This window comes from Erythrobacter sp. CCH5-A1 (assembly GCF_001557115.1).
Classification (GTDB): Bacteria; Pseudomonadota; Alphaproteobacteria; order Sphingomonadales; family Sphingomonadaceae; genus Erythrobacter.
This window is the reverse complement of the sequence record NZ_LSKQ01000214.1, coordinates 1-12,912: the sequence shown is the minus strand read 5'-3', so window position 1 is coordinate 12,912 and position 12,912 is coordinate 1. Positions and strand designations below refer to the sequence as shown.

General features: G+C 68.4%; 13 protein-coding genes. 9 read left to right on the top strand and 4 right to left on the bottom strand.

Annotated features, from left to right (window positions below):
- Both AX708_RS12995 and AX708_RS12990 read left to right on the top strand, forming a co-directional pair.
- On the top strand, positions 1-792 hold a 792-nt coding region (locus AX708_RS12995), incomplete at its 5' end, for a DUF4349 domain-containing protein (RefSeq protein ID WP_067490208.1).
- A gap of 101 nt (positions 793-893) precedes the next feature.
- Positions 894-1,427, top strand: a complete 534-nt coding sequence (locus AX708_RS12990; RefSeq protein ID WP_066526356.1) for a type 1 glutamine amidotransferase domain-containing protein — start codon at positions 894-896, stop codon at positions 1,425-1,427.
- Between the two features lie 17 nt (positions 1,428-1,444).
- On the opposite strand, the gene AX708_RS12985 is transcribed toward AX708_RS12990, so the two are convergent.
- Genes AX708_RS12985 through AX708_RS12975 form a run of 3 tightly spaced genes read right to left on the bottom strand, consistent with a single transcriptional unit; the run spans position 1,445 to position 3,866 of the window.
- Positions 1,445-1,780 carry a 2Fe-2S iron-sulfur cluster-binding protein gene (locus tag AX708_RS12985; protein WP_066526351.1) on the bottom strand — a complete coding sequence of 112 codons (336 nt, stop codon included), beginning with the start codon at positions 1,778-1,780 and terminating at the stop codon, positions 1,445-1,447.
- Entirely contained in the window at positions 1,777-2,874 is a 1,098-nt protein-coding gene (locus tag AX708_RS12980) for a cysteine desulfurase family protein (protein ID WP_066526350.1), read from the bottom strand. The genes AX708_RS12985 and AX708_RS12980 overlap by 4 nt, the downstream gene beginning before the upstream one ends.
- Positions 2,871-3,866, bottom strand: a complete 996-nt coding sequence (locus AX708_RS12975; protein ID WP_233999657.1) for an aminotransferase class V-fold PLP-dependent enzyme — start codon at positions 3,864-3,866, stop codon at positions 2,871-2,873. Before AX708_RS12975 ends, AX708_RS12980 begins: the two co-directional genes overlap by 4 nt.
- A 172-nt stretch (positions 3,867-4,038) precedes the next feature.
- Between AX708_RS12975 and AX708_RS12970 the strand changes: the two genes are divergently transcribed.
- Both AX708_RS12970 and AX708_RS12965 read left to right on the top strand, forming a co-directional pair.
- Complete coding sequence (locus AX708_RS12970; RefSeq protein ID WP_066526344.1) at positions 4,039-4,695, top strand: alpha/beta hydrolase; 657 nt, start codon at positions 4,039-4,041, stop codon at positions 4,693-4,695.
- A gap of 489 nt (positions 4,696-5,184) precedes the next feature.
- Positions 5,185-5,868 (top strand): energy transducer TonB, encoded by a 684-nt coding sequence (locus AX708_RS12965; RefSeq protein WP_066526342.1) that lies wholly within the window; start codon positions 5,185-5,187, stop codon positions 5,866-5,868.
- A gap of 30 nt (positions 5,869-5,898) precedes the next feature.
- Here AX708_RS12965 and AX708_RS12960 read toward each other — a convergent pair whose 3' ends face one another.
- On the bottom strand, positions 5,899-6,114 hold the full coding sequence (locus AX708_RS12960) for a hypothetical protein (RefSeq protein WP_066526338.1): 216 nt from the start codon (positions 6,112-6,114) through the stop codon (positions 5,899-5,901).
- 130 nt (positions 6,115-6,244) lie between these two features.
- On the opposite strand from AX708_RS12960, the gene AX708_RS12955 reads away from it, so the two are divergent.
- The 5 genes from AX708_RS12955 (at position 6,245) to AX708_RS12935 (ending at position 12,877) form a co-directional block, all read left to right on the top strand.
- Positions 6,245-6,628 (top strand): DUF3597 family protein, encoded by a 384-nt coding sequence (locus tag AX708_RS12955; RefSeq protein ID WP_066526370.1) that lies wholly within the window; start codon positions 6,245-6,247, stop codon positions 6,626-6,628.
- A gap of 59 nt (positions 6,629-6,687) precedes the next feature.
- Entirely contained in the window at positions 6,688-8,547 is a 1,860-nt protein-coding gene (locus AX708_RS12950; RefSeq protein ID WP_066526335.1) for a DUF885 family protein, read from the top strand.
- Positions 8,544-9,479 carry a hypothetical protein gene (locus AX708_RS12945; protein ID WP_066526325.1) on the top strand — a complete coding sequence of 312 codons (936 nt, stop codon included), beginning with the start codon at positions 8,544-8,546 and terminating at the stop codon, positions 9,477-9,479. The genes AX708_RS12950 and AX708_RS12945 overlap by 4 nt, the downstream gene beginning before the upstream one ends.
- A 96-nt stretch (positions 9,480-9,575) precedes the next feature.
- Positions 9,576-11,201: a cyclic nucleotide-binding domain-containing thioredoxin-disulfide reductase gene (locus tag AX708_RS12940; protein ID WP_066526322.1), complete on the top strand. Its 1,626-nt coding sequence runs from the start codon at positions 9,576-9,578 to the stop codon at positions 11,199-11,201.
- 122 nt (positions 11,202-11,323) lie between these two features.
- Positions 11,324-12,877, top strand: a complete 1,554-nt coding sequence (locus AX708_RS12935) for a hypothetical protein (RefSeq protein WP_066526366.1) — start codon at positions 11,324-11,326, stop codon at positions 12,875-12,877.
- Positions 12,878-12,912: the final 35 nt, after the last annotated feature.

Genomic DNA, 12,912 nt, shown 5'->3' with positions numbered 1-12,912 from the left:
CCCGCCCCGCCCGCTGCCGCCGCGCGCGCCGATGCGGCTGGCAAGGCGCTCCCCGAGCTTGAAAAAATCCCCACCAGCCTCCCGCAGCTGGCCTACGAGTATGATTACCGCTGGAAGCTGGAGGCGGCCGAAATCGGCTCGCTCCAGCGCCGCCACGCCCTGCTGTGCGAGCAGCAAGGCCCGGCCACCTGCCAGATCATCGGCATGACCAAGACCGGCGCCGAGGACAGCGAGGTCGAGGGTGTGCTCGAAATGGCGGTCGCCACGCGCCAGGCCCGCGCGTTCGGCGCATTGCTCGAGGACGAGGCGCTCGATGCAGGGGCCGAACAGGTTTCGGCCGAAATCTCTTCCGAAGAGCTCTCCAAGCAGATCGTCGACACCGAGGCCCGCGTGCGCGCCCGCTCCGAATTGCGCGACCGGCTGACGGATGTGCTGCGCACCCGCAAGGGCAAGGTCGAGGAATTGGTCGAGGCCGAACGCAGCCTCGCCCAAGTCAACGAGGAGGTCGATCAGGCGAAGAGCTGGCTCAGGGACATGGGCGGCCGCGTCGCCTACAGCCGCGTCACCGTGCGCTACGAGACCGGCGAGGGTGCGGGCGGCAATTTCCTGCGACCGGTAAAGGGCGCACTCGGATCGCTGGGCTCCATCTTCGGCGTGATTGCGGCGCTGCTGATTCTCGCGGGCGCGGTGGCGTTGCCGCTCGGCGCAGGCTGGTGGGTGCAGCGCGCGGTGCGTCGCCGCTTCGCTGCCGCCAGCCCCGCGCCAGCGGCCGAGGCGCCCAAGGCCTCCTGATCCTCGGCTCGCCGCGCAGGCCCCGCGCTCTGCCGTGCCGGGCGGAACACGGGGCCACGCGGCGGACTAGTCCCGGGGCACCCATCCAACAGGAGAGCCCCATGCAACGCGTCCTCATCATCGCCACCGACGGTTTCGAACAGTCCGAACTGATGGAACCCAGGCGCCTGCTGGAAGAGGCCGGGGCCGAGGTCACCCTCGCCAGCCTCAAGCCCGGCGACATCAAGGGCTGGGACCAGAAGGACTGGGGCGAGAGCGTCGGCGTCGATCTGGTGATCGGCGACGTCGCAACCGAGGATTACGACGCGCTGCTGCTCCCCGGCGGGCAGATGAACCCCGATATCCTGCGCATGGAGCACAAGGTGATCGAGATCATCCGCGAATTCGACGCCGAGCAGAAGCCGATCGCGGCGATCTGCCATGCGCCCTGGTTGCTGGCCGAAGCGCAGCTCATCGAGGGTCGCACGCTCACCGGCTGGCCCTCGATCCGCACCGATCTCGCCAATGCGGGCGCTGCGGTGGTCGACGAGGAAGTGGTGATCGACGGCAATCTCATCACCAGCCGGAAGCCCGGCGACATCCCCGCCTTCACCCAGGCACTGATGGCCGCGCTCGACATGGTGCCCGCCGACTGAACGGCGACGGCGCGCGCCTACATCTTGCGCGCGTCGGCGCTCGTGGCGGGGATGGTGACGGTGAGGCCGTCCATCTCCGCCGTCAGCTCGATCTGGCACGACAGACGCGAGGTGCGCCGCGCACCGGCGGCGAAATCGAGCATGTCCTCTTCCTCCTCGGCCGCCGGCGGCAGACGGTCGAACCATTCGGCGGCGACGATCACGTGGCAGGTCGAGCACGCCATCTGCCCCTCGCAGGTGCCTTCGAGCGGGAGCCCTGCAGCCTGACCTACGCGCAGCAGGTTGTCGCCCGCTTCTGCCGTAGCGGCGACCGGCTTGCCGCTCGGGTCGATGAAGGTGATGGCGATGCTCACAGGCCTTGTTCCCTTGCGGCGGCGTTGATCGTGGCGGCGGCGGATTCGAGCTCAGCAAGGCTGGTATAGCGCCCGAAACCGAGGCGGATAGAGGACTTTGCCTGGGCGTCGGTGAGCCCGATGGCGCGCAGCACGTGGCTCGGCCGGCCCGATCCGGAGGCGCAGGCAGAACCGGCGGAGAACATGATCTGGCGGCAGTCGCTCATAAGGCGGGCGACGTCGAGGCCATCGCGCCGGATGTTGAGATTGCCGTGCCAGCGATGCTCGGCGCTGCCGTTCAGGGTCCAGCCGTCGAACAGGTCGCGCGCGCGGTGCCACAGGGATGCCGCATGGGCCGCATCCTCCTCCATCCGCGCAGCCGCAAGTGCTGCCGCCGCGCCAAAGCCCGCAACCAGCGCGGGCGAGAGCGTGCCCGAGCGCAGGCCTTGTTCCTGTCCGCCGCCATGGGTCTGGGCATAGAGCCCTACCCCGTCCCGCACCCACAAGGCACCGATGCCCTTGGGGCCGTGGAGCTTGTGCGCAGAAACCGCGATCATGTCGGCATTGGCGGGTGGAGCGAGCTTGCCCGCGCCCTGCACCGCATCGCACAGGAAATATCCGCCCGCAGCATGGACCGCCTCCGCCAATTCCTCGACCGGCTGGATCGTCCCGATCTCGTTATTGACCTGCATCAGGGCGGTGAGCTGCATGCCCTCAGGGATCACCGTATCCGCCGCGACGAGACCGTCGCCGTCGACCGGCAGCACCAGCATCTCGGTGGTGTCGCGCATGGCGTGGCCGCAATCGAGCACTGCGGCGTGCTCGATGGGCGAGACCGCGATGGCATTGGTGCCGTCGCCCCGCGCGATACCCTTGATCGCGAGGTTGATCGCCTCGGTCGCGCCCGAGGTGAAGATCACTGTGCCCCCGGGAGGGAACAGCGCTGCGACCTGCGCGCGCGCGGTCTCGATCGCGGCGGCGGCCATGCGGCCCATGCGGTGGGGCGAATGGGGATTGCCGAAGCTGTCGCTCTCCGGCCCGCCGAGCCAGCGCAGCATCGCCTCGCGCGCTTCGGGGGCGAGCGGGGTGGTGGCCTGGTAGTCGAGGTAGATCATGCGAGCGACTCCCAGGCCGCGGCGAACCGCTCCAGTTCTTGCGGCGTGGTCGACCAGCCGAGACTCACCCGGATCGTGCGCGCGGCCACATCGTCGGGGACGCCGAAAGCATCGAGCACGCGGCTTTTCTTCAAGGTGCCCGAGGAACACGCGCTACCGGCCGATACCGCTAAGCCCATGGCGTCGAGCCGGATCAGGAGAGACTGCGCGCTCATGGTGGGGTGGGCGACGGCGATGATGTGCGAAGACTGCGGACCGAGGGCAATCGCCTCGCCCGCGGCCCAGACCGCCTGCCGGAAATCGAGGCGCTCGCCCTCGCTGGTGGCCCAGCTCTCCAGCCCGCCCGCCTCCAGCGCGGCGGCCATCCCGAGCGCGCCGGGCAGGTTTTCGGTGCCCTGACGATAACCGCGTTCATGCCCGCCGACCGGGTCGAGCAGCGCAAAGTCGCACACCAGCAGCGCCCCGACTCCGATCGGCCCGCCGAACTTGTGGGCGCTGACGACGATCATGTCGGCATCGGGCAGCGGCAGCTTGCCGGCGCTCTGCGAGCAATCTGCGAGCACCACCCCGCCCGCCTCGCGCACCCGGCGCGCGAGGTCATGGCTGTGCTCGGAACGCGCATCGAGCATCTGCGTCCCGGTCTCGGAGTTCAGCGACTGGAGCGCAAAGATCGCCCCACCCTCGCCGAGCGCCTCGGCCAGCGCCGTGAAGTCGGGCTCGGCGCCGAAGGCGGGTATGGGAATTACGGTCGCATCCGGCGCCGCGCGGAATACCGCATCATGCTCCACCGCGCTGACGATCCGGCGCTTGGCCTTCGCGCGGTTCAGCGCGATCCACAGCGCCTCGCTCGCGCCGCTGGTGAAGATCAGCTCCCCACTCCACTCCAGTGCCCGCTTAATCCGCTCGCGTGCATCCTCGAGCAGGTGCCTCGCCTTCCGGCCCTCGGCATGGGGGCTCGAAGGGTTCGCCCACAGGCGAAACCCCTCCTCCATCGCCGCCCGCGCCTCGGGGCGCAGGGGGGAGGTGGCGGCATGGTCGAGATAGACCCGTTCCGGAATGGCTCTTGTCCCCGTAAGAAATTGCGGTTTTCGCGAGTGACCCTATATAGGCCGCACAATTTTCGGCGCCACCCGGCGCTGGCGCACAATGATCTAGGGTTCACCGATGCCGTCCGTCATCTTTCCCGGCCCCGAGGGCCGTCTCGAAGGCCGTTTCTCCCCGCCCCCGCGCCCGCGCGCGCCGGTGGCGATGATCCTCCATCCGCACCCCGAAGGCGGGGGGACGATGAACGACCGGATCGTCCAGCGGCTCTACAAGACCTTCGCCGACCGCGGCTTTGCGACGCTGCGCTTCAACTTCCGCGGCGTGGGGCGCAGCCAGGGCAGCTTCGACAGCGGCGTGGGCGAACTGTCCGACGCGGCGAGCGCATTGGACTGGGTGCAGTCGATCCACCCCGAGGCGCAGAGCACCTGGATCGCGGGCTACTCCTTCGGTGCTCTCATCGGGATGCAGCTGCTGATGCGCCGCCCCGAAGTGCGCGGCTTCATCTCGGTCGCGCCTCCCGCCAACATGTACGACTTCAGTTTCCTCGCCCCCTGCCCCGCCAGCGGCATCTTCGTGCAGGGCGCGGCCGACACGGTGGTGCAGCCGGGCGCGGTGCAGAAGCTGGTCGACAAGCTGCGCACCCAGAAGCACATCACCATCCACCACGAGGAGATCCCGCGCGCCAACCACTTCTTCGAGAACGAACTCGAAGAACTGATGCGCTCGGTGGACAATTACCTCGATTTCCGCCTCTCGCCGGATTGCCCGATTAAATAAGCGCGCCCGCCTCCGCGGGCACGTCCTCGGTGCGATCTTGTGTTCCGCATCGCATCCGCGACGCGAAATCCTCGCTCACGCGGCCTTGAGGCCGGGTGTCCCGCCTGCGGCGGTTCAGCTTCGCTTCCGCTGCGGGCGCGCGGTCGCGCTTGCGGTCGCTAGCGCGACCGAAATCACTGCTTCCCAATCGACTCGCGCTGGTCCGGCCCGCCGCAGGACGGGCCGCCAGGCCGACCGGCCGCCCCCAGGCGCCCGGAGCGTAGAGGAGGAACAGCGCCGAGGACGAACGCGCGGACGCGCGTTCGCACCCAAACACTCCATTTCTCTATTGAAATGATTGAAAAAAATACAGTCTTGAAAAACAACGTGAAATATCTTCGCGCCTAGCAAAAGTCATAGTACTCTCGCAAGTGAGCGGGGCCGGGATGCCATGCTTGCGAAAGGTGCTCCGGCCACCGCTCCCACATTGATGGAGAGAGGAGCTCTTGCATGACTTATGCTTCTGCCAGTCGCCGCCCCAATGCCCCCGCGCTCGCGGGCGCGCTGACCATTCCCGGTGCCGTCGGCGCCCTGCTTATCGTCGGCCTCGCGGTGACGGTGACCCCCAATCCCCCGCGGCCTAATCCCACGGCGACCCCGATCGCCGAAGTCCCCTTGCCGCCGCCCCCGCCGCCTGTGGACGAAAAGCCGCGCGCCGAGACCAAGACCACCACCACCACCACCCCCGTGATCGATCGTCCCGTGACGCCCATACCGCCGATCAATCCGCCAATCATCTTCGACGGGCCGATCGACCTGGGCCCAAAGACTCCGGTCACCGAGGGCCCGATCGTGATCGGCACCCCCGGCACCAGCGCCACCCCCGCATCGCTCTACGATCCGGTCGGCGCCAAGGCCAAGGGCAACCCCGGCAACTGGGTGACCAATGACGACTACCGCCCGCGCTGGATTCAGGAGGAGCTTTCGGGCACCGCGCGCTTCACGCTCCAGATCGACGCGCGCGGCAAGGTGACGGGGTGCAGCATCACCCGTTCGACCGGCCATGCGGCGCTCGACATCGCGACCTGCGACCTCGTCAGCAAGCGCGCCCGCTTCGATGCGGCGCGCGACAGCAACGGCAAGCCGGTCGCGGGGACCTGGTCTAGCTCGGTGACCTGGCGGATTCCGGAATAGGAGTGCTTTGCCGCCGGGGAGGGCTACCCCCTAGCCCTCTCCGGCGGCCTCTTTGACCTGCTCGATCGGCGCCTTGCCGCCGGGTGTCGGCAGCGTCCAGATCAGCACGTTGACCACCGCGATCACCGCCAGCAGCACCATCAGCGCGGGGTTCTTCGTCTGGCCCGTGCGCCGCCACAGCACGAAGGCCCCGGCTACCAGCGCGAAGGCGGCCAGCATGACGATGGCGAGCACGATGTCGGTCATGGCGTTATACTTCGCTCCGGTTTGTCAGACCCTTGCGACAATGGCGTCACATGCGCGTCACGGCGGGGGAACATCGCGGGCCTAGCCTCGGTATGGATCACCGCGAACCAGCGGCACGAGGGAGGCTATGATGGGTATTTTCACGTCGATCAAGAACGCGATCTGGGGCGAGACTAAGGCAGCCGCCGCGCCCGCACCTGCGCCTGCCGCCACCCCCGCGCCCGCCGCTGCCCCCGCTGCGCCTGCCGAGCCCGAGCCGCTCACCGAGGCCCAGCTCCACGCCCACATCGGCGCGCTGCCCGATGCGGACAAGTTCAACTGGCAGACCTCGATCGTCGATCTGATGAAGCTGGTCGGCCTCGATCCCTCCTTCGAAAACCGCAAGGAACTCGCGGGCGAACTCGGCATCGAGGGCTACGAAGGCACGGCCGAGCAGAACATCGCGCTCCATCACGCGGTGCTGAACCTGCTCGCGCTCGAGGGCGGCAAGGTCGGCGGGATGCTCGCCGACTGAGCCGGCCGGCCCGCGCCCCGCATTGACTTGGGCGACAGCCGCCGCCTAACCTCGCGGGCATGAGAGAGAGCACCGCCGCAATCACCCGCCGCCAGACCCTTGCCGGGCTGGCGGGCGCCTCCACCCTTGCCCTGCTGCCGGCCTGCGCCGCCAAGCCGGCACCCGCGGCCGCCAGCACTGCGAAGAGCACCGCGCTCGCGGGCCTCGCGCCCGACGCGGCGCTCGAGCGGGTGGCCTATGCCATGCTTGCCCACGAGCCGGGCCGCGCCACCGGCCTCGGCGTGGACACCGGCGAATATGCCGCGTGGCGATCGACCTTCGGCACCGGCGGGGCCGAGGGCCGCGCGGCTTATGCCGCAACGCTCAAGGAACTGGTCTCCGAGGTGAAGGCCTACCCCAAGGACGGCCTCACCAGCGACCAGCAGATCGGTTTCGAGGTGGTCGAGACCGCCTTTGCCAGCGCGCTCGAGGGCATGGCCAAGCCCTATGGCGACGTCGCGGTCGGCAGCTGGCGCAATGCGCCCTATGTCGTGATCCAGAACGTCGGCGGCTATATCGATCTGCCGCGCTTCTTCGGCTCGAGCCAGCCCCTGAAGAGCCCCGAGGACATCGGCCCCTACATGACCCGCCTTGCCGAAGTCCCCGCGCTGCTCGACGGCGAGCTCGAGCGGATCAGGGACGCGCGCGGGCAAGGGTTGGTGCCGCCTGCCTTCCTGCTCGACAAGGCGATCGCGCAGATGGAGGCGAGTATCGCGGCGGCGGGCGAAAGCTATGCCGGGCCGCTCGCCGCGAGCGGCATCGCCGGCGCCGACACCGCCGCCGCGCAGGCGGAGCGCATCGCCGCGAGCGGCATCGTCCCCGCGCTGGAGCGCCAGCTCGCCGAGCTCAAGGTCCAGCGCGCCGCCGCCAAGGATGCGGCCGGCATGTGGGCCCAGCCGGAGGGCGAGGCCTATTATGACTGGGCGATCCGCGCCTCGACCACCACGAGGCTGACCCCCGACGAGATCCACCAGCAGGGTCTCGACGAATTGAAGGCGCTCTACGCGCGGATGGACCCGATCCTGCGCGAGATCGGCTACACCAAGGGCTCGGTCGGCGAACGCATGCGCGCGCTCAGCGCCGATCCGCGTTACCAGTTTGCCGAAGGCGACAAGGGCCGCGCCGAGATCCTCGCCTTCATCAACGAGCGGGTCGGGTGGATCAAGACGCAGATGCCGCGCGCCTTCAACCGGCTGGTCGACCCGCCTTTCGAAGTCCGCCGCCTGCCGCTCGCCGAGGAGCCGGGCGCGCCGGGGGCTTACGGCGGCGCGGGCAGCAAGGACGGGTCGATCCCGGCGCGGATGTGGATCAATCTCAGGACCACCGATCTCCACCGCAAGTATGATCTGGCGGACCTTGCCTTCCACGAAAGCATTCCCGGCCATGTGTGGGAAGGCGAGTTCTCCAACCGCCTGCCGCTGATCCGCTCGATCCTCGCCTTCAACGCCTTTTCCGAAGGCTGGGCGCTCTATGCCGAACAGCTCGCCGACGAGCTGGGCGCCTATGACGAATTCAAGGTCGGGCGGCTGGGATACCTCCAGTCCCTCGCCTTCCGCGCCTGCAGGCTGGTGGTCGACACGGGCCTGCACGCCAAGCGCTGGACGCGCGAACAGGGCCGGCAGTTCTTCGTCGAGGAAAACGGCTCGAAGGTCGAGGAGGTCGCCAGCGAGGTCGATCGCTACTGCTCCTGGCCGGGGCAGGCCTGCGGCTACAAGATCGGCCATTCCGAGATCGTCAAGAACCGCGCCCGGGCGCAGGCCGAGCTGGGGGCGAAATACGACCTCAAGGGCTTCAACACCGCCGTGGTGCTGGGTGGCAACGCGCCCTTGAGCGTGATGGCCAACACGGTGAGCCGCTACATCGCGGGAGCCAAGGCGTGAAGCGCGCGTGCGCAGTTGCGGCGCTCGCCGTCGCCACGTTGGCCGCACCGGCACATGCGGGAATAGCCTACGACACCGAGGAAACCTGCCCGGTCGGCGGCGAGAAATTCACCTACACCACCACCGCCAGCTACACGGTCTTCGGCCAGCGGCCAGACGGCAAGCCCTATGGCAGTTGGCGCTTCCCGCTCGCCATGCCCGAGTGCCCCTCCAACGCACTGGTGGTCTACCGCGAGTTCAATCGCGAGGAGATCCCGGCGCTCGCCGCGCTGGTCGCCTCGCCCGAATATCAGGCGCTGCGCGGCGAGGCGCAGTATTTCCGCGCCTCGTGGCTCTCTGCAAGGCTGGAGCCCGATGACCGCGCCGCTGCGGCCTTCCTGCTGCTTCAGGCAAGCTGGGAGGCGGACGGGGACCCGGCGCTCAAGGCCCGGTACCAGCGCGCCTTTGCCGAGGCGGCCGACAGGATCGCGCCCGAGGCGGACAAGCTCGACACCCTGTTCCTGCGCTTCCGCCTCGCCAATGCCCGGCGCGAGCTCGGCGAGTTCGATGCCGCGCGCGCGGCGCTGGACAGCCTGCCGCTCGCCGCGCTCGATGTGGAAGTGCCGAAGGATCGCAAGGCCGACTATGCGGTTCGCAAGAACGCCGAGAGCCGCCGCTTCCTGCTGGTTCAGGCCGCAGCGCTGCGCAAGGTGATCGACGCGGGCGACACCTCCTCGACCCCGCTCGACCTGATGAGCGCGGATTTCGCCGGGGCGGCCTGCGCCGACCGGATTGAAGCGGACGCGGCCGCCACGCTCCCTGAACGCTGCAACGAGCCGGCGGTGCGCGAGCGGGCTCGGGAGCTGCTGGAATACCGCAAGGCACGTACAGCCGAAGATGAGGCGATGGCGCGCGAAATGCCTGAAGAGGAAAAAGAAACCGCGGAAGACTGAACCCCCGGCCGAATGCAGCAATCCGCGCGCATCGCGGCGCGTTGCAAACCGCTATCCCGACCCCATTTTGCAACCGGCGCAGCGCAGGAGGGCCTCATGGAAACACTAGGACAAGACCTTGAAACCATGCGCAGGGTGCCGCTCTCGCCCGAGCATGTCGACGCAATCTGCGCGATCGGGGGCGAGAAGTTCTATCCCGCCGGCTCCATCGTCATGGAAATCGGCGAGCCGATGGATCGTTTCATCTACGTTCTCGAAGGCGATATCGAGGTTGCCGATCCCTACACCGGCGAACGGTTGCTCAAATCGTCGCTCGGGCCGACGCAGTTCCTCGGCGAGATCGGATTTCTCAGCGGGGCGACCAACATCATGCGGATGCGCGCCAGCATGGACACCCGCGTGATCGAAGCGCCGCGCGAAGGCGTGCTCGAACTGATGAGCCGCATTCCCGAACTCAGCGACCACCTCATCACGGTATTCGCCGCACGACGGCGGCGGCAGTTCGAAGCGCGCAACGACACGATCAAGGTGATCGGTGCCGACCGCGATGCCAAGGTTCAGGCGGTCGAGCGGTTCCTTTCACGCAACCGCATCCCGTTCCAGAGTTACGACATGGACGCGACCGATCGCGAAACGGCCAGCCTGTGCAGCCTGATGGGCCACGAGCCGGGCGTGATCGTGGGTGCCGACACGCGGCTCGACGACCCCACCCCGCGCAAGGTCGCGCAATATCTGGGCATGGACCTCAGCATCTGCTCGCGCCGGACCTATGACCTCGTGATCGTCGGCGGTGGCCCCGCGGGCGTAGCCGCGGCGGTCTATGCGGGCTCCGAGGGGATCGAGGCGCTGGTGGTCGAGGACACCGCCGTGGGCGGGCAGGCGGGCACGTCGAGCCGGATCGAGAACTACATGGGCTTCCCCACCGGCATCAGCGGCACCGATCTCACCTGGCGCGGGCAAGTGCAGGCGATGAAGTTCGGCACCCGCTTCGTGATGCCGCGCCGCGTCGAAGCCATGAGCCGGCGCGAGGACGGCGCCTATTGCCTCACCCTCGACGACGACGACGAGCTCTGCGCGCGGGCGGTGCTGGTGGCGACCGGCGTGCAATATCGGCGGCTGCCGCTGGAGAACCTCGAGGAGCTTGAAGGCGCGGGCATCTTCTACTCGGCGACCGAGATGGAAGCGCGCTTCTGCTCGAAGACCGAGGCGGTGGTGATCGGCGGCGGCAATTCGGCGGGGCAGGCGGCGATGTATCTCAGCCGCGCCGCGAGCCACGTCCACCTCGTGGTGCGATCGGGCAGCCTAGCGGCCTCGATGTCGAGCTACCTGTCGCAGCGGCTGGAGGCCGATCCGCGCGTCACAATCCACTACCATTCCGAAGTCACCGCGCTCCACGGCGAGACCTGGCTCGAGGGGCTGACGCTCAAGACCGGGGACACCGAGCGGCGGATCGACACCCGTGCCCTCTTCATCATGATCGGCGCCGCGCCCAACACCGACTGGCTCTCGGGCCTTGCCGCAACCGACGCCAAGGGCTTCGTCCTCACCGGCGCGGCCGCGGGTCAGGCGGACGACTACGCCACCACCGCGCCGGGCATCTTCGCGGTGGGCGACGTGCGCGCAGGCTCGGTCAAGCGCGTCGCGAGCGCGGTCGGCGAAGGATCGGTGGTGGTCAGCCGAATCTGGCAATATCTCGAGGACACGCGCCCGCATCCGGGCTGAATTTTTCAGTCTTTTCAAACGCAGTTCGTCGCAAACAGTCTGGCGCGGCGGACGGGATCGGCTACACCTTGGCGCGGTGCGGCAGACGCACGGACTTGCGCGAGAAAAGGTGCGGAATGAGCATGACCGGTATCCTGCGGGCCGCGGCGGGCGCCGCGCTGCTGATGGTCGCAACCCCCGCTCTGGCCGACTGGCACGAGGTGTCGAGCGACCATTTCGTGATCTACGCCGATGACGACGCACGGGTCATCGAGCGGTTTGCACAGAACCTCGAGCGCTACCACAGCGCCATGACCTTCGTTTTCGGGCGCACGCCGGACAAGCCCAGCCCGTCCAACCGCGTGGTGATCTACGTGGTCGGCGGCCGGGATGCCGTGCGCGAACTGGCGGGCGGCCAGCGCCGGGTCGGCGGCTTCTACATCCCGCGCGCCGGGGCAAGCCGCGCCTTCGTGCAGGATATCACGAACAAGAGCGGTTACCCCGATTTCTCCACGATCATCCTGCTTCACGAATATGCGCACCACTTTCTGATCGGCTCATCGCGCTTTGCCATGCCGCGCTGGGTCAACGAAGGCGCGGCGGAGTTTTTCGCGGCGGCGAGCTTCAATGACGACGGCAGCGTGCTGATCGGGCGCGCGGCCCAGCATCGCGGCCCGGAGCTGTTCAATGCCGAGCCCGTGCCGCTTCGCGAATTGCTGGATGCGGCGCCCTACCGGCGGGAGGATGAGGGCAAGCGCCGCGATGCGTTCTACGGCTATGCCTGGTTGCTGTATCACTACCTGACCTTCTCCGATGCGCGGGCGGGCCAGTTGGCGCAATATCAGGTGGGCGTGGCGCAGGGGCAATCCTCGCTTGCCGCGGCAGAGGCCGCGTTCGGCGATCTCGACAAGCTCGAGGCCGAATTGCGCGGCTATCGCCGGGCGCGCATGATGAGCGTGAAGCTGACGCCCGAGAAGCTCTCGACCGGCACCATCACCCAGCGCCCGCTGACGGCTGGCGAAGCGGCGATCATGCCGGTCCAGATCCGCTCGCAGCGCGGGGTGGGTGATGCGGAAGCCGCCACGCTGGTTGCCGAGGCGCGCCGGGTGGCAGCGAAATACCCCGAGGATGCCGGGGTTCTCACCGCGCTGGCCGAGGCCGAGTATGATGCGGGCAATGATGCCGAAGCGATCGCGGCGGCCGATGCCGCGCTCGCCCGCGATCCCGCGCGCGCCAATGCCTATGTCCAGAAGGGCTTCGCGCAGTTTCGCCTGGCGTCCAAGGCTGCCGGCGACAAGCGCAGCGCCGCCTTTGCCGAGGCGGTGAAGACCTTCGTCGCGCTCAACAAGCGCGAGAACGATCATCCGGTCCCGCTGATCTTTTTCTACCGCGCCCAGATCGAAAGCGGTGCCAAGGTGAACGAGAACGCCCGCGCCGCGCTGGAGCGAGCGGCGGAACTCGCGCCCTTCGATCACGGCCTGCAGGTCAATACCGGGATCATGCTGATCGGCGAGGGCAAGATTGCCTATGCCCGCACCATCCTTGCCCCCGTGGCCGCCAATCCCCACGGCGGCTGGGCGGCGGCGCGCGCCAAGCAGCTGGTCGCCGCGATCGCCGATGCGCCTGAAGGCACCCCGCTGGAGCTCGGCAAGCTGCCCGAGCCGGGCGAGGCGGAAGTGCCTGGCGGGGACGGTTGAGGCCCGACTGCGGGCCCACCCCCAACCCCGATACC

What these genes read in the sequence shown, in the direction of transcription:
- AX708_RS12990 (WP_066526356.1), top strand. Translation starts at nt 894, where the DNA reads ATGCAACGCGTCCTCATCATCGCCACCGACGGTTTCGAACAGTCCGAA.
- AX708_RS12975 (WP_233999657.1), bottom strand. Translation starts at nt 3,866, where the DNA reads ATGGAGGAGGGGTTTCGCCTGTGGGCGAACCCTTCGAGCCCCCATGCC.
- AX708_RS12955 (WP_066526370.1), top strand. Translation starts at nt 6,245, where the DNA reads ATGGGTATTTTCACGTCGATCAAGAACGCGATCTGGGGCGAGACTAAG.
- AX708_RS12935 (WP_066526366.1), top strand. Translation starts at nt 11,324, where the DNA reads ATGACCGGTATCCTGCGGGCCGCGGCGGGCGCCGCGCTGCTGATGGTC.
- AX708_RS12980 (WP_066526350.1), bottom strand. Translation starts at nt 2,874, where the DNA reads ATGATCTACCTCGACTACCAGGCCACCACCCCGCTCGCCCCCGAAGCG.
- AX708_RS12960 (WP_066526338.1), bottom strand. Translation starts at nt 6,114, where the DNA reads ATGACCGACATCGTGCTCGCCATCGTCATGCTGGCCGCCTTCGCGCTG.
- AX708_RS12940 (WP_066526322.1), top strand. Translation starts at nt 9,576, where the DNA reads ATGGAAACACTAGGACAAGACCTTGAAACCATGCGCAGGGTGCCGCTC.
- AX708_RS12950 (WP_066526335.1), top strand. Translation starts at nt 6,688, where the DNA reads ATGAGAGAGAGCACCGCCGCAATCACCCGCCGCCAGACCCTTGCCGGG.
- AX708_RS12965 (WP_066526342.1), top strand. Translation starts at nt 5,185, where the DNA reads ATGACTTATGCTTCTGCCAGTCGCCGCCCCAATGCCCCCGCGCTCGCG.
- AX708_RS12970 (WP_066526344.1), top strand. Translation starts at nt 4,039, where the DNA reads ATGCCGTCCGTCATCTTTCCCGGCCCCGAGGGCCGTCTCGAAGGCCGT.